The sequence below is a fragment of the Nocardia sp. NPDC101769 genome (assembly GCF_044766925.1).
Lineage (GTDB): Bacteria > Actinomycetota > Actinomycetes > Mycobacteriales > Mycobacteriaceae > Nocardia.
This window is the reverse complement of sequence record NZ_JBIWMX010000021.1, coordinates 143,531-156,696: the sequence shown is the minus strand read 5'-3', so window position 1 is coordinate 156,696 and position 13,166 is coordinate 143,531. Positions and strand designations below refer to the sequence as shown.

The window sequence follows — 13,166 nt, the reverse complement described above, 5'->3', positions numbered from 1 at the left end:
TGGCGCTCTGCCGCCGAGCAGTCTCCGCGCCGTGCCGGGCCCGGTCGGGTCGGCTGTCTCAGCCGACCCGTGTGCACCGCCATCAGCATCGTGCTCGGTCTCCAGCTCGGATGATCCACACGACAAACGATTCGCCCCATCTGTCGATCCGCCCCGATGACCTGCGCGTAGCTCCCCCATATGAATGCGGTGCCGGACATGGACAACCACTGGTGGCCGGGCCGTGTGATGGGCGCGGCGGCGAGGGTGCTTGATATGTGGCGGGATTCGGGTCAGCGTGGGGGGATGAGTGGGCTGCCCGAGGATTTGGAGGCATTGCTGGCCGAGTATGGGCGGCACTTGCGGTTGGGGCGGAATCGGTCGGAGCATACGGCGCGGGCGTATGTCGGCGATGCGCGCGGGTTGCTCGAGCATTTGCTGGGGCGGGCGGTGGATTCCGGTGTGGGGGAGGTGGATCTGGCGTTGCTGCGGTCGTGGCTAGCGGCGCAGGCGACAGGGGGAGCGGCGCGGACCACCATGGCGCGGCGGGCCTCGTCGGCTCGGACGTTCACGGCCTGGCTGACGCACACGGGGCGGCTGGCGGTGGATCCGGGGCCGCGGCTGGGGTCGGCGCGGGCACACCGGGTGCTGCCGTCGGTGCTGGGCCGCGAGCAGGCGCAGGCGGCCATGGCGGCGGCGGAATCGGGTGCGGCGCAGCATGATCCGATGGCCTTGCGGGATCGGCTGATTGTCGAGATGCTGTACGCGACCGGGATCCGGGTGGGCGAGCTGTGCGGGCTCGACATCGAGGACGTGGATCGGGAACGGCGGCTGGTGCGCGTGCTGGGCAAGGGGAACAAGGAGCGGGCGGTGCCGTTCGGCGCGCCCGCCGAGCAGGCTCTGGACGGCTGGCTGCGGTTCGGGCGGGCCGCCTTCGCCACCCCGGAGTCGGGGCGCGCGCTGCTACTGGGCCGCCGGGGGCGCCGGATCGATCAGCGGCAGGCCAGAACGGTTGTGCACGAGGTGGTTTCCGCCATTCCGGGCGCACCCGATATGGGCCCGCACGGTTTCCGTCACACCGCTGCCACCCATCTGCTCGAGGGCGGGGCCGATCTGCGTGTGGTGCAGGAGATCCTGGGCCACGCCAGCATGGCCACCACACAGCTGTACACGCACGTGTCGATCGAGAGGCTGAAAAAGGTGCACGACCAAGCCCACCCGCGCGCCTGACCGTCATGCGAATCCCCGACTCGGCCGAACTGCTGCCCGGCGCCGCCGATTCGCCTGTGGTGCTGCATGTTCCGCACTCCGCGCGCACGATTCCCGCCGCTGTCCGCGTGGAGCTGCTGCTCGATGACCGGGCTCTCGATCGTGAGCTCGACGCCATCACCGACGCCCATACCGCGCGGCTGGCCGACGCGGCCGCACGCCTGTCGCCCACCCGGCCATGGCAATTCGTGAACCGGCTGTCCCGGCTGGTCGTCGACCCGGAGCGCTTTCCGGACGAGCGGGAGGAGATGCTCGCCGTCGGCATGGGCGCGGTGTACGCCGCCACCACGGACCGGATGCTGTTGCGGGCGGCCGATTTCGATCCCACGCCGTTGCTGGACCGCTACTTCCACCCCTACGCGCAGGCCATGACGGATCTGGTCGCCGATCGCCTGTCGGCGACCGGCCGCGCGGTGATCATCGACGTCCACTCCTACCCGGCTGAGCCCCTGCCCTATGAGCTGCACGGTGACGCACCACGCCCGCCGATCTGCCTGGGCGCGAACGCCTTCCATACGCCGCCCGAACTGCTCACCCGTGCTGCTGGAGCCTTCGTTGACTTCGGTGGCGTCGGCGTCAACAGCCCGTTCGCGGGAACCTATGTGCCGCTGGACTTCTACGGCAGCGAACCTCGCGTCACCGCCCTGATGGTGGAGATCCGCCGCGACCTGTACCTGACCGAACCCGGCGGCCCGCCCGGCTCCGGAATCGATCGCCTGGCCGCCGCCCTGGCCGCGCTCATTGCCGATATCCAATGACCGACTGCTTATCGAAATACTATCGACGACCTATCGGAATTCGTGCTAGCGTCACTTAGGTAATCCTAATTATGGAGGTGTCCTTTGGCACGCACACGTATCACGCTGGTGGTCCAGAACACGATCCGGCTGACCGATCACCTGATCCGGGTCCGGCTGGGTGGCCCCGGCTTCGCGTCCTTCCAGCCCAACGACCGCACCGACGCCTACGTCAAACTGGTCTTCCCCGGTGCCGACGGCGACACCGTGCGCACCTACACCGTGCGCCAGGTGGATCGCGCGGCGCAGGAGCTCGCCATCGACTTCGTCTACCACGGTGACGAGGGTGTGGCCGGACCGTGGGCCGCCGCGGCCCAGCCGGGCGACACCATCGACCTGATGGGCCCGGGCGGCGCCTACGCCCCGCGTTCCGACGCCGACTGGCATCTGCTGGCCGGCGACGAATCCGCGCTCCCCGCCATTGCCGCGGCCTGCGAGTCGCTGCCCGCCGATGCGGTCGGACAAGTATTCGTGGAGGTCGCGGGTCCCGGCGATGAGCTCGCCTTCGCGCACCCGGACGGCGTGGAGCTGACCTGGATTCACCGCGGCGAGGACGACCCGGGGGTGCGCCTCGCCGCCGCCGTCCACTCCGCCCCCTGGCGTGACGGCCAGGCGCAGGTCTTCATCCACGGTGAAGCACAGGCCGTCATGCACGACCTCCGCCCCTACCTCCGCAAGGACCGCGGCGTCCCCGCCGAATGGGCATCCATCTCCGGTTACTGGCGACGCGGCCGCACCGAAGAGGGCTTCCGCCGCTGGAAGTCCGAGCTCGCCGAACGCGAAAAGGCCACGCCCGCAGGCATTTAGCCGGTCCACTCCGCCCGGACGGGGTGCTGCCCGCGGCCGCCGCATAGATCTGCAGCGGCAGCGGGCCGATCCCGAGCGTCCCCTCAGCACATGGACAACACCGCGCGGCTTGCTGAGGGAGGGATCCGGCGAATCTCTCGTCGATCAGCTCGAATCCGTTGGGGCGGACGATCTGGCGCTGCCCGAGCACCCCACTACGCCAACCCCATTCCCGAAACCCGAGCGGGTAGCGTCGATGATCATGACGACCCCATTCTCCCTGCGTGAACGCCTGCGCGCTGCGCTTCCCACCGCGATGAAGGCCCGCGATCGCAATGCCACCGCGGCGCTTCGCTCGGCCCTGGGCGCCATCGACAATGCCGAAGCCGTGGACGGTTCCGATGTTCGTGCCGGCGCCATCGAATCCAGTGCCGTGGGGCTCGGCGCGGCCGAACGTGCCCGCCGCGACCTCACCGAATCCGATATCGCCGGCATCGTGCGCGCCGAGATCGACGACCGCCTCACTGCCGCACAGGAATACGACGCGCTCTCCGGCGGAGCCGACCGTGCCGCCTCGCTCCGCGCCGAGGCCGCCGCCCTCTCCGCTCACCTCGCGGATGACTGAGGCCGCGCGCCTCAGCGCGGCCGGATGGTTCCGATGTATCGGTGTGCGAACCAGCGCTGAATGACCCGCACGATCGGTCCGCCGAGCCGGGTGTACCAGGCGCCCGGCTTCGAGAACGCGGCAATGACCCCGTGGACCGAGTCATCGGCGGGGTCGTATTCGACGCAGAACAACTCCTCACCGCTCTCGGGATGGCCGGGCAGCGTCCCATAGGCGAACCCGCGCCGATCCGGCTCGTCGAGCACGTAGACGACCCGACACGGCGCACTCACCCCGATCGGCCCCAGCCCGAGCCGCACCGTCAGTTCGGTCCCCGGCTCGGCGACCGGCGTGGTCGCATCCTGGAAGATCCCGGTACCGCGCTGCATCCCGTACCCGAGAATGTGTTCCGCCGCCTGCTCGAACAGCGCTCGGCCCGAACCGATGTGCCTGCGTAGCCGGAAATGGTCGTAGCCCGGCGGATATTCACCCGCGGTCGCGCCGACATCGGAGTACGTGAAGGGCGTGGAAGCGGGCTGCTGCGACATGGTCACCATCCTCGCTCGGTTTCGAAATGGACGTCCATGCGGCTACGACGGGCTGCGATGTCGCCGGTGAGGGGCTTCAGCCGGATCGGAGTGCGGTGGAGCAGCCCGAGCGGATCGAGGTATTCGCCGTCCCGCCGCGCACCCCAGTGCAGGCATGGAGAGCAGGTTGGGTGCCCGGCCTCCAGCAGCCCGATCGGTGTGCCGCGAGTCAGCCTGCGGCCCACGGGAATTGCCGCGGTGACCGGCTCGTAGGTCGTCCGGAGTCCGCCCGGATGGTCGATGGAGACAACCGGTTTGTCGGCCACGATTCCCGCGAAGACGACGATCCCGTCCCCGGCCGCGAGCACCACCTGACCCCGGTCACCCGCCAGATCCACCCCGCGATGCCCCGGTAACCAGTCGTGTTCGGGCTTGTCGAAGGCGCGTACCACCCCTGGCCGCGGCCGCAGTGGCCAGTCGAAATCGCCGCCGGGCGCTGGTGCACCGCCGGCGGCAGGCATGGCGGTACACAGCCCGATCAGGCTCGTCGCGCACGCTCCGGCCACAACCCGGACGACCGTGCCGCGCTGACCATGCGCACGCGATGCGAGCCGAGATCTGGTGTGCAGTCCGGAGGAAACGCCGGCGGCATTCGAAGCCGTCATGGACAGCACGGCCGAGACACCGGTGTGCCGGGTGGGAGGCGGTGGATCGTGTGGGGTGGGGGCATGGAATCAGACTGCGCCGTGGTGGGGGCGGTGCGCGAGAGGGCGCGCGGCGAGTGTGGATGACACGACCGGTTGTGGACAGCGTGAATGTCAGTTGCGCGGTCGCGTCAGGGCGTAGTGGATCATCGGGCCGAGTACGCCGGGAACGGTTCCGAAAGGACGCATTCCCAGTCGCTCGACGACGGCTCGTGATGCGGTGTTGCCCTCGTCGATTTCGGCGAGGACTCGATCCAGCCCGAGCGTGTCGAAGGCGTAGTCCAGGACCACGGCTGCGGCCTCGCCTGCCAGGCCGCCGCCCCAGCGGGCCGGGGTCAGGCTGTACACGATCTCCAGGTCGGGGCCGCCGTCGAGCTCGCGCAATCCGGCGGTGCCGAGCAGTGGCCCGCCGCTCCTTTCGCGGATTGCCCAGAGCCCGAAATTCGCGGTGGCGAAACTCTTTTCGGAATTCGTGATGATCTGCGTGATCTCACCGGGGGAGAGCATTTCGCCGTCGAACAGGAATTCGCGGACGAGCGGGTCGTGCCACAGCGCCACGAGTTCGTCGCGATCGCTCGCGCACACCGGTGTGAGCGCCAGTCGTCCGGTTCGGAGCATTATCCCACCGTAGGCCGCTGACCTGCGATTGCGCACCTGGGTAACGCACACCCCCTGGGCCCGATTTCGGTCTGACGCCTCCGCTGCGTAAACTGATCCAGCGGTTTGCGTTAACGCAGACCGACTTCGCGCGCCCACAGTGAGTGTCGCCGGCTGGTCCCCCTGATTCGTTTTCGGAGGGTTCCGGTGGCCGTGAGCGCCAGGGCAGGGATCGCCGATTCCTGTGTCAACCAGCAACGAGAGGAAGTTACGGAGCCATGGCTGTCGTAACAATGAAGCAGCTGCTCGATAGCGGCGCGCACTTCGGTCACCAGACCCGCCGGTGGAACCCGAAGATGAAGCGGTTCATCTTCACCGACCGCAACGGCATCTACATCATCGACCTGCAGCAGACGCTGACCTACATCGACAAGGCCTACGAGTTCGTCAAGGAGACCGTTGCCCACGGCGGCACCGTTCTCTTCGTCGGCACCAAGAAGCAGGCCCAGGAGTCGATCGCCTCCGAGGCGACCCGCGTCGGCATGCCCTACGTGAACCAGCGCTGGCTGGGCGGCATGCTCACCAACTTCTCGACCGTCCACAAGCGGCTGCAGCGCCTGAAGGAGCTGGAGTCGATGGAGCAGACCGGCGGTTTCGAGGGTCGCACCAAGAAGGAAATCCTCATGCTGACGCGTGAGAAGAACAAGCTGGAGCGCACCCTGGGCGGCATCCGGGACATGGCCAAGGTTCCCTCGGCCATCTGGGTTGTCGACACCAACAAGGAGCACATCGCCGTCGGTGAGGCTCGCAAGCTGAACATCCCGGTCATCGCGATCCTGGACACCAACTGCGACCCCGACCTGGTCGACTACCCGATCCCGGGTAACGACGACGCGATCCGTTCGGCCGCGCTGCTGACCAAGGTTGTCGCCTCCGCTGTCGCCGAGGGCGTGCAGGCTCGTGCCGCGCGTGCCACCGGCGATGCGAAGCCCGAGGCCGGCGCCGGCGAGCCGCTCGCCGAGTGGGAGCAGGAGCTGCTGGCTCAGGCCACCCCGGCCACCCCGGCCGCCGAGCCGGAGACCGCGGCCGAGGCCGAGCTGAAGGAAGACCCGGCCACCAAGACCCCGGCCGACTTCTGATTTCCAGCCGCGAGGCATCTGTTCACCTTGCCGACCGCTCATGTTCCATGACGGTCGGCAAGGTGTGACCACCACAGACTTTCACTCACAAAGGGAGGCTCGCCCGAGATGGCGAACTACACCGCCGCCGATGTGAAGCGGCTCCGCGAGCTCACCGGCTCCGGCATGATGGACTGCAAGAAGGCGCTCGAGGAGAACGGCGGCGACTTCGACAAGGCCGTCGAGTTCCTGCGCATCAAGGGTGCCAAGGACGTCGGCAAGCGCGCCGAGCGCGCCACCGCCGAGGGCCTGGTCGCCGCGCAGGAAGGCGTGCTCGTCGAGATCAACTCCGAGACCGACTTCGTGGCCAAGAACCAGGAGTTCCAGGACGTCGCTGCCGCCATCGTGGCCGCGGCCGCCAAGGCCCGCCCGGCCGACCTGGACGCCCTCAAGGCGGTCGAGGTCGACGGCAAGACCGCCGACCAGGTGCTGCAGGAGCTGGCCGCCAAGATCGGCGAGAAGCTCGAGCTGCGCCGCGTCGCCACGTTCGACGGCCAGACCACCGTCTACCTGCACAAGCGTGCCACCGACCTGCCGCCCGCCGTCGGCGTGCTGGTCGAGTACACCGGCACCGATGCCGACGCCGCTCGCGCCGCCGGCATGCAGGTTGCGGCCCTCAAGGCCAAGTACCTGACCCGTGAGGACGTCCCGGCCGAGCTCGTCGCCAAGGAGCGCGAGATCGCCGAGGCCACCGCTCGCGAAGAGGGCAAGCCGGAGGCCGCGCTGCCGAAGATCGTCGAGGGCCGCGTCAACGGCTTCTACAAGGACGTCGTCCTGCTGGATCAGCCGTCGGTCACCGACTCCAAGAAGACCGTCAAGCAGCAGCTGGAGGAGGCCGGTGTCACCGTGACCCGCTTCGCCCGCTTCGAGGTCGGTCAGGCGTAATCGCCTGACAGCTACGAAAAGGCCCTTCGCCCATCGGATCCCGATGAGCGAAGGGCCTTTTCCGTTGCACGGTTCCACTGCTAGTGGGGACCGTTGGGGGTGCAGCTGACGCCGCCCTCTCCACACGGGGGTGCGGCCGAGGATCCTGGGAGGAACGAGCCGGAGGGGATCGGTAGCGGGTGCTGTCCGCTTCCGGTGGTGTTGGCCAGGGCTACGAGGAGTTGGCTGAAGTCGGGCAGGTGATTCGCCTCCGCCCACGCGCTCTCGGCATTGGCGGAACCGAATATCGCTGCGAATGGCGTCGGGGTTGCGCCGGTCCCGTCGCCGAGGCTGATCGGGTCGGGGGTGGCTGGGGTGAGGGGAACGTCGACCGCGGCGGGTCCCGCGGTGGCGGCGAAGGCCGTTGCGAGGGCCAGGGCTGCCAGTCCGGTCCGGACCGTGCGGTTCTTGGTGTTCACATGCTGAAGATATGTGAAACAGATTTGCTTTAAACGGGATTGAGCGCCCCCTGTTTTCTGGGCAATGCTTCCCGGGACCGGGTGTCAGGTGGGTCGGTTCTGCAGTGCCGTCAGCTGGTGGATGTCGTGCTTCAGGCGTAGCTCGGAGATAGCCTCCGTGGTTGCCGAACCGGACAGGAGCAGGTCGCTCAGCTCGGCGAGGTACTTCTCGTGCCCGGCCGGGGTGACCATGAAAAGCATTCTGGCGGTGGTGGTTCCGGGATTGTGGAAGGCGTGGGGGCAGCCCGCGGGCACGTACATGAAGCTGCCCGGGCCGCCGCGGTAGACGGGTGTGCCGTCGGCGGCCTGCCAGGTGAGCCAGTCGCCCACGGCCTCGGCTTCCGGGTGAAAAGCCAGCAGGTCGAGTTCGCCGTCGACGATGTAGAAGATCTCCTCGGCGTGCCCGTGCCAGTGGGCGCCGACATCGAAACCGGGCGGGACCTCGGCCTCGAAGGCGGACCAGGCATCGGAGTGGTCGGCCCCGACCTTGAGGGTCATGGTGGGCTGCACCTGCTCGCCCGCGCCGGGTGGCAGCAGCAGGCCGTCGGCGGCCAGCAGTCCGTCGGTCATGGTGTGCTCCTCAGAGGGTCCAGTCGGTGGCGGTCAGCCAGGCGTCGAGGGTCATCAGGTCGGGGAGGGCCGCGCGCAGGGCGGGCACGTCGATGGCCGGGGCGGGGCGGGAGTTGAAGAAGGCGAACATCTTTCCCACCTGCTCGTCGAAGGCGCGGATCTGCTCGACGGGGACCTGGACGGTCCGCGGGACCAATCCGACTGCGCGCGCGAGGGTTTCGGCGATCTGCGTGGGCGTCGGGATGTCGCCGGCGAGGTCCAGGGTGCGGCCCAGGAACTCGGCGGGGCTGTCGAAGGCCAGGGCGGCGAAGCGGCCGATATCGCGGATGGCGATGAGCGGCATGGGCAGGCCCGGCGGCACCGGCAGGGCGAGGACCAGGTGGTCTCCGTCGCGGGACGGCCGGTTGTAGGTGGCGAAATTGTCCATGAACGACACCGGCCGCAGCACGGTCGTGGGCAGTCCGAGGGCGCGGATGTGATCCTCGATGTGCTCCTTGGCGTCGTAGTACTCGATGCCGGAGCCCGCTCCGACCCCGTGCAGCGAGCTGTAGACCAGGTGCGCGACACCGGCTTTGGCGGCCAGGTCGGCCACCGCTTTCCCGCGTCGCTCCTCGTCGGCGACGGCGGCCAGGCTGATGTGGACGCCGTCCATCATGGTCAGCATGAGGAAGACGCCGTGTGCGCCGTCCATGGCCGTCCGCAGCGATTCCTCGTCGTCCAGGTCGCCGACGGCGAGCTCGGCCCCCGCGTCCCGCAGCCGGCGGGCCTGCGGTGCGTCCGGATTCCGGACGAAGGCGCGGACAGGCCGGCCCCGCTCCAGCAGTGCGGTGGCGGTGGCGCTGCCTTGCCGCCCGGTTGCTCCGATGACCAGTACCGGTCTGTTGTCTGCGCTCATCTCCAGCTCCCGTCGCGCCGATCTCGATTCGACGGTAGGAAGCCGCGCGCGGGCCTGTCCTGGTGGCGATAATGCTAGGCAGGTCTGTGTACAGGGGGACGGCCGAATGGTAAGCGGCGACGGCACTTCCGGCTCGCATCACGTCTCCGCCCGGCATGTGCAGCTGGGCGAGTTCCTGCGGGCGCAGCGGGCCCGGTTGCAGCCGGGGGACGTGGGCCTGGTGCCGTACGGCGATCCCGCGCGGCGGCGCACGCCCGGATTGCGGCGGGAGGAGGTCGCCGAGCTGTCGGGGGTGGGGGTGACCTGGTACACGTGGCTGGAGCAGGGGCGCGAGGTGGCGGCCAGCCGGCAGGTCATCGACGCCCTGGCCCGCACCCTCCGGCTGGATCCCGATCAGCATCGCCACCTGCGATTTCTGGCCGGTCTCGCGGAGCCGGAGGACGCCGAGCCCGAGGCCGACCGGTCTCGGCTGCAGCGCCTGGTGGACGCCGTCATGCCCAGTCCGGCCAGCGTGTACGACCCCGGATTCGAATATCTGGTCTGGAATCGGGCCTATGTGCTGGTCCGTGACGACCCCCTCGCCCTGCCGCCGGAACGGCGCAATCTGCTCTGGATGATGTTCACCGAGAACGCGAATCGCAGGCGCATGGCCCATTGGGAGCGTGCGGCGCGCGCGGTGGTCAGTCAGGTGCGCGATGCCGTGGGCCGCCGCCCCGACGATCCCCGCCTGGCCGCCCTTGTGTCGGAATTGTCCGTTGTCAGCCCGGACTTCCGTCGCTGGTGGTCGGAGTATCCGGTGCGCCGATTCCGGCCCGCCACCATTACCGTGCGTCATCCGCGGGCCGGGCCGATCGAACTCGAAGTATTCCAATTGCGCCCGGTCGAGTACCCGAACCTGCTGATGGTGGTGCAGGCCCCCGCCACGCCGGTCGCCGTCGAGCGAATCGCCGCGGTCCTGGCGGCCGGGCAAATCGGGTAAATGTCACGAATCGGTAGGCCGTATCGAGGGTCGGGTCACCCTCGCCACCGGTCGTGAGGCAGGATAGATAGAGCTTTGTTGCCGTCCCGTGCAATTCATCGTCCGGGATGGTCTTTTCATGTGCGTGCGCACGCTCGACCGCCGAGACAAGGAGACCGATGACGGACCCGGATACCGCCCCCGATCGCAAGGGCTACCGCCGAGTGCTCCTCAAGCTCGGTGGCGAGATGTTCGGCGGCGGTCGGGTGGGTCTCGATCCCGATGTGGTGCAGGCGGTCGCGGAGCAGATCGCCGAGGTCGTCGAGACCGGTGTCCAGGTGGCGGTCGTCATCGGCGGCGGCAACTTCTTCCGCGGCGCCGAGCTCGAGGAACGCGGCATGGAGCGGGCCCGCTCGGACTACATGGGCATGCTCGGTACCGTCATGAATTCCCTTGCGCTGCAGGACTTCCTGCAGAAGCAGGGCATCGACACCCGGGTGCAGACCGCCATCACGATGGGCCAGGTCGCCGAGCCGTACCTGCCGCTGCGCGCCAAGCGGCACCTGGAGAAGGGCCGCGTCGTGATCTTCGGCGCGGGCATGGGCATGCCCTACTTCTCCACCGACACCACCGCCGCCCAGCGCGCACTGGAGATCGGTGCCGAGGTGGTCCTGATGGCCAAGGCCGTGGACGGCGTCTTCACCGCGGATCCGCGGGAGGACCCCGACGCCACCATGTTCACCGAGATCACCCACAAGGAGGCGTTGGAGCGCGGCCTGAAGGTCGCCGATGCCACCGCTTTCAGCCTGTGTATGGACAACCAGATGCCCATGCTGGTGTTCAATCTGTTGACCAAGGGAAATATCGCCCGCGCGGTCGCCGGTGAGAAGATCGGCACGCTGGTCCGGTCATGACCGAGACAAGAACGATGACGCAGTGGAGGAATCGCCGTGATTGAAGAAGCGCTCTTCGACGCCGAGGAAAAGATGGAGAAGGCCGTCTCGGTGGTGAAGGACGATCTGGGCTCCATTCGGACCGGGCGCGCGAATCCCGGCATGTTCTCGCGAGTGGTGGTCGACTACTACGGTTCGCCGACGCCGATCACCCAGATGGCCTCCATCACGGTGCCCGAGCCGCGCATGCTCGTCATCAAGCCCTACGAGCAGGCGCAGTTGCAGCCGATCGAGACCGCGATCCGCAACTCGGACCTCGGGGTGAACCCGACCAACAATGGTGACATCATTCGCGTCAACGTCCCGCAGCTCACCGAGGAGCGCCGCCGGGAAATGGTGAAGCAGGCCAAGTCCAAGGGCGAGGACGCCAAGATCTCGATCCGCAACGTCCGCCGCAAGGCGATGGACGAGCTCGGCCGCATCCAGAAGGACGGTGAGGCCGGCGAGGACGAGGTCGGCCGCGCCGAGAAGGAACTCGACAAGACCACGCAGAAGTACGTCGCACACGTCGACGAACTGGTGAAGCACAAGGAAGCTGAGCTGCTCGAGGTCTAGGACGGCCGACGCCGGCCGGGGGCAGGGACGAACGGACGACAAGTGAGCGACGGGACAATCGTGGCCGAAGAGACTGCCGCCACCGGCGAGATGCCGGAGGACGCCAGCACACCGCCGGCGGCGGGAGCGGGGTCGGCAGGGCCGGGAAGTGACGAGGGGAAGCCGCCCGCGTCGAAGGCGGGCCGCAACCTGCCGGCGGCGCTGGCGGTCGGATTCGGGCTGGGGTTGTCCCTCATCGCGATTCTGCTGTGGGCGCCCAAGGTGCTGATCGGCGTGATCGCGGTGGCGGTCGCGGTGGCCACCTGGGAGGTGGCCAAGCGGCTGCGCGAGGCCGATGTGCTGGTGCCGCGGATTCCGCTGCTGGTCGGCGGGCAGGCGGTGGTGTGGCTGGCCTGGCCGTCCGGGCCGCAGGGTGTGCTCGGCGCCTTCGGCGCGACCACACTGACGATCATGGTGTGGCGGCTGTTCGACCACGGCCTGCGGGCCACGCCGCGAAACTACCTGCGCGACACCGCGATCGCGGTGTTCGTGCTGGCCTGGATTTCGCTGCTGGCGGCCTTCGCGGTGCTGATGCTGCAGGAGGACAAGGGCAACCTGCGGGTGCTCACCTTCATGATCCTGGTGGTCTGCTCGGATGTGGGCGGCTATGTGGCCGGTGTGCTGTTCGGCAAGCACCCGATGGTGCCGCACATCAGCCCGAAGAAGTCCTGGGAGGGCTTCGGCGGATCGCTGGTGTTCTGCGTGATCGGCGGCCTGCTGACAGTGACGCTGTTGCTGCAGGCGAACTCGATGATCGGCGTGCTGCTCGGGGTGGGCCTGGTGCTGGTGGCGACCAGTGGCGACCTGATCGAATCGCAGGTCAAGCGGGAGCTCGGGATCAAGGACATGGGCACGCTGCTGCCCGGCCACGGCGGGATCATGGATCGTCTGGATTCCATGCTGCCGTCGGCCTTCGTGGCCTGGCTGGTGCTCACCGCGCTGCTCTGACGCGTCGAAACGGTTGCCGCTCAGAATGTTTCGGTGGTTCAATGCAGGGGCGCTGACGCGGCAGCGGTGACAGGGGGCGACCATGGGTGACATCAAGCAGATCGAGCTGCCCGACGGCACGATCATCAATGCCCGGGTCACCCCCGATGCGGGCGAGCAGGCCGGTGGTGACGCCGGCCTCGGCGACTACTTCAAAATCGAGAAGTTCGGTGACACCGTCAAGGGGGTTGCCGCCTCGGTGCACCAGAGCGTGTCCGGTCTGCGGGCCGACAAGGTCTCGGTCGAATTCGGACTCGAGCTGTCATTCGACTCCCGCGGTGTGATGGCCGTGCTGGCCTCGGGTGGGGCGAAGGCGTCGGTGAAGATCAAGCTCGACTGGGATCTGGATGCGCGCGATGCGGGGGACCAGGCGGCGGGGTGAGGCC

17 protein-coding genes are annotated in these 13,166 nt (G+C 68.3%); 11 read left to right on the top strand and 6 right to left on the bottom strand.

From position 1 onward, the window contains the following. Positions 1-285: 285 nt before the first annotated feature. The 4 genes from ACIRRA_RS29075 to ACIRRA_RS29060 all read left to right on the top strand — a co-directional run bounded on the left by ACIRRA_RS29075 (position 286) and on the right by ACIRRA_RS29060 (position 3,456). Positions 286-1,209 (top strand): tyrosine recombinase XerC, encoded by a 924-nt coding sequence (locus tag ACIRRA_RS29075; RefSeq protein ID WP_402774496.1) that lies wholly within the window; start codon positions 286-288, stop codon positions 1,207-1,209. A 5-nt stretch (positions 1,210-1,214) separates the two neighbouring features. Then, a complete protein-coding gene (locus tag ACIRRA_RS29070; RefSeq protein WP_402774494.1) occupies positions 1,215-2,006 on the top strand; it encodes an N-formylglutamate amidohydrolase in 792 nt (263 codons plus the stop codon). An 84-nt stretch (positions 2,007-2,090) separates the two neighbouring features. Further along, entirely contained in the window at positions 2,091-2,852 is a 762-nt protein-coding gene (locus ACIRRA_RS29065; RefSeq protein WP_402774492.1) for a siderophore-interacting protein, read from the top strand. A gap of 241 nt (positions 2,853-3,093) precedes the next feature. After that, positions 3,094-3,456 (top strand): hypothetical protein, encoded by a 363-nt coding sequence (locus ACIRRA_RS29060; RefSeq protein ID WP_402774489.1) that lies wholly within the window; start codon positions 3,094-3,096, stop codon positions 3,454-3,456. A gap of 11 nt (positions 3,457-3,467) precedes the next feature. On the opposite strand, the gene ACIRRA_RS29055 is transcribed toward ACIRRA_RS29060, so the two are convergent. The 3 genes from ACIRRA_RS29055 to ACIRRA_RS29045 all read right to left on the bottom strand — a co-directional run bounded on the left by ACIRRA_RS29055 (position 3,468) and on the right by ACIRRA_RS29045 (position 5,284). Beyond that, positions 3,468-3,983, bottom strand: a complete 516-nt coding sequence (locus ACIRRA_RS29055) for a DUF1990 family protein (protein WP_402774486.1) — start codon at positions 3,981-3,983, stop codon at positions 3,468-3,470. A 2-nt stretch (positions 3,984-3,985) separates the two neighbouring features. Further along, positions 3,986-4,483: a M23 family metallopeptidase gene (locus ACIRRA_RS29050; protein WP_402774546.1), complete on the bottom strand. Its 498-nt coding sequence runs from the start codon at positions 4,481-4,483 to the stop codon at positions 3,986-3,988. Between the two features lie 297 nt (positions 4,484-4,780). Then, on the bottom strand, positions 4,781-5,284 hold the full coding sequence (locus ACIRRA_RS29045; RefSeq protein WP_402774483.1) for a GNAT family N-acetyltransferase: 504 nt from the start codon (positions 5,282-5,284) through the stop codon (positions 4,781-4,783). A gap of 257 nt (positions 5,285-5,541) precedes the next feature. Between ACIRRA_RS29045 and rpsB the strand changes: the two genes are divergently transcribed. After that, complete coding sequence (rpsB, locus tag ACIRRA_RS29040) at positions 5,542-6,402, top strand: 30S ribosomal protein S2 (RefSeq protein ID WP_402774481.1); 861 nt, start codon at positions 5,542-5,544, stop codon at positions 6,400-6,402. A 108-nt stretch (positions 6,403-6,510) separates the two neighbouring features. Further along, a complete protein-coding gene (gene tsf, locus ACIRRA_RS29035) occupies positions 6,511-7,326 on the top strand; it encodes a translation elongation factor Ts (protein ID WP_402774478.1) in 816 nt (271 codons plus the stop codon). 80 nt (positions 7,327-7,406) lie between these two features. On the opposite strand, the gene ACIRRA_RS29030 is transcribed toward tsf, so the two are convergent. The 3 genes from ACIRRA_RS29030 to ACIRRA_RS29020 all read right to left on the bottom strand — a co-directional run bounded on the left by ACIRRA_RS29030 (position 7,407) and on the right by ACIRRA_RS29020 (position 9,288). Beyond that, on the bottom strand, positions 7,407-7,784 hold the full coding sequence (locus ACIRRA_RS29030; protein WP_402774475.1) for a hypothetical protein: 378 nt from the start codon (positions 7,782-7,784) through the stop codon (positions 7,407-7,409). 84 nt (positions 7,785-7,868) lie between these two features. Continuing rightward, entirely contained in the window at positions 7,869-8,393 is a 525-nt protein-coding gene (locus ACIRRA_RS29025) for a cupin domain-containing protein (protein ID WP_356997793.1), read from the bottom strand. 10 nt (positions 8,394-8,403) lie between these two features. Next, positions 8,404-9,288: an NmrA/HSCARG family protein gene (locus ACIRRA_RS29020; RefSeq protein WP_402774471.1), complete on the bottom strand. Its 885-nt coding sequence runs from the start codon at positions 9,286-9,288 to the stop codon at positions 8,404-8,406. A gap of 106 nt (positions 9,289-9,394) precedes the next feature. Here ACIRRA_RS29020 and ACIRRA_RS29015 point away from each other — a divergent pair, with 106 nt between their 5' ends. The 5 genes from ACIRRA_RS29015 to ACIRRA_RS28995 all read left to right on the top strand — a co-directional run bounded on the left by ACIRRA_RS29015 (position 9,395) and on the right by ACIRRA_RS28995 (position 13,162). After that, positions 9,395-10,267 (top strand): helix-turn-helix transcriptional regulator, encoded by an 873-nt coding sequence (locus ACIRRA_RS29015; protein ID WP_402774469.1) that lies wholly within the window; start codon positions 9,395-9,397, stop codon positions 10,265-10,267. A 158-nt stretch (positions 10,268-10,425) separates the two neighbouring features. After that, positions 10,426-11,160 (top strand): UMP kinase, encoded by a 735-nt coding sequence (gene pyrH / locus ACIRRA_RS29010; RefSeq protein WP_040859803.1) that lies wholly within the window; start codon positions 10,426-10,428, stop codon positions 11,158-11,160. A 36-nt stretch (positions 11,161-11,196) separates the two neighbouring features. Further along, entirely contained in the window at positions 11,197-11,754 is a 558-nt protein-coding gene (frr, locus tag ACIRRA_RS29005; RefSeq protein ID WP_402774465.1) for a ribosome recycling factor, read from the top strand. A gap of 90 nt (positions 11,755-11,844) precedes the next feature. Then, complete coding sequence (locus ACIRRA_RS29000; protein WP_402774543.1) at positions 11,845-12,741, top strand: phosphatidate cytidylyltransferase; 897 nt, start codon at positions 11,845-11,847, stop codon at positions 12,739-12,741. 82 nt (positions 12,742-12,823) lie between these two features. Continuing rightward, the gene (locus ACIRRA_RS28995; protein ID WP_402774462.1) at positions 12,824-13,162 is read left to right on the top strand and encodes a CU044_2847 family protein; all 339 of its coding nucleotides are present in this window, start codon (positions 12,824-12,826) and stop codon (positions 13,160-13,162) included. The last annotated feature ends 4 nt before the right edge of the window (positions 13,163-13,166 follow it).

Bases quoted from the DNA above. Each gene is read 5' to 3' on its own strand.
- pyrH (WP_040859803.1), top strand. From the start codon at position 10,426: ATGACGGACCCGGATACCGCCCCCGATCGCAAGGGCTACCGCCGAGTG.
- ACIRRA_RS29050 (WP_402774546.1), bottom strand. From the start codon at position 4,483: ATGCCTGCCGCCGGCGGTGCACCAGCGCCCGGCGGCGATTTCGACTGG.
- ACIRRA_RS29020 (WP_402774471.1), bottom strand. From the start codon at position 9,288: ATGAGCGCAGACAACAGACCGGTACTGGTCATCGGAGCAACCGGGCGG.
- ACIRRA_RS29045 (WP_402774483.1), bottom strand. From the start codon at position 5,284: ATGCTCCGAACCGGACGACTGGCGCTCACACCGGTGTGCGCGAGCGAT.
- tsf (WP_402774478.1), top strand. From the start codon at position 6,511: ATGGCGAACTACACCGCCGCCGATGTGAAGCGGCTCCGCGAGCTCACC.
- rpsB (WP_402774481.1), top strand. From the start codon at position 5,542: ATGGCTGTCGTAACAATGAAGCAGCTGCTCGATAGCGGCGCGCACTTC.
- ACIRRA_RS29060 (WP_402774489.1), top strand. From the start codon at position 3,094: ATGACGACCCCATTCTCCCTGCGTGAACGCCTGCGCGCTGCGCTTCCC.
- ACIRRA_RS29075 (WP_402774496.1), top strand. From the start codon at position 286: ATGAGTGGGCTGCCCGAGGATTTGGAGGCATTGCTGGCCGAGTATGGG.
- ACIRRA_RS29055 (WP_402774486.1), bottom strand. From the start codon at position 3,983: ATGTCGCAGCAGCCCGCTTCCACGCCCTTCACGTACTCCGATGTCGGC.
- ACIRRA_RS29000 (WP_402774543.1), top strand. From the start codon at position 11,845: ATGCCGGAGGACGCCAGCACACCGCCGGCGGCGGGAGCGGGGTCGGCA.
- ACIRRA_RS29015 (WP_402774469.1), top strand. From the start codon at position 9,395: ATGGTAAGCGGCGACGGCACTTCCGGCTCGCATCACGTCTCCGCCCGG.
- ACIRRA_RS29025 (WP_356997793.1), bottom strand. From the start codon at position 8,393: ATGACCGACGGACTGCTGGCCGCCGACGGCCTGCTGCTGCCACCCGGC.
- ACIRRA_RS28995 (WP_402774462.1), top strand. From the start codon at position 12,824: ATGGGTGACATCAAGCAGATCGAGCTGCCCGACGGCACGATCATCAAT.
- ACIRRA_RS29070 (WP_402774494.1), top strand. From the start codon at position 1,215: ATGCGAATCCCCGACTCGGCCGAACTGCTGCCCGGCGCCGCCGATTCG.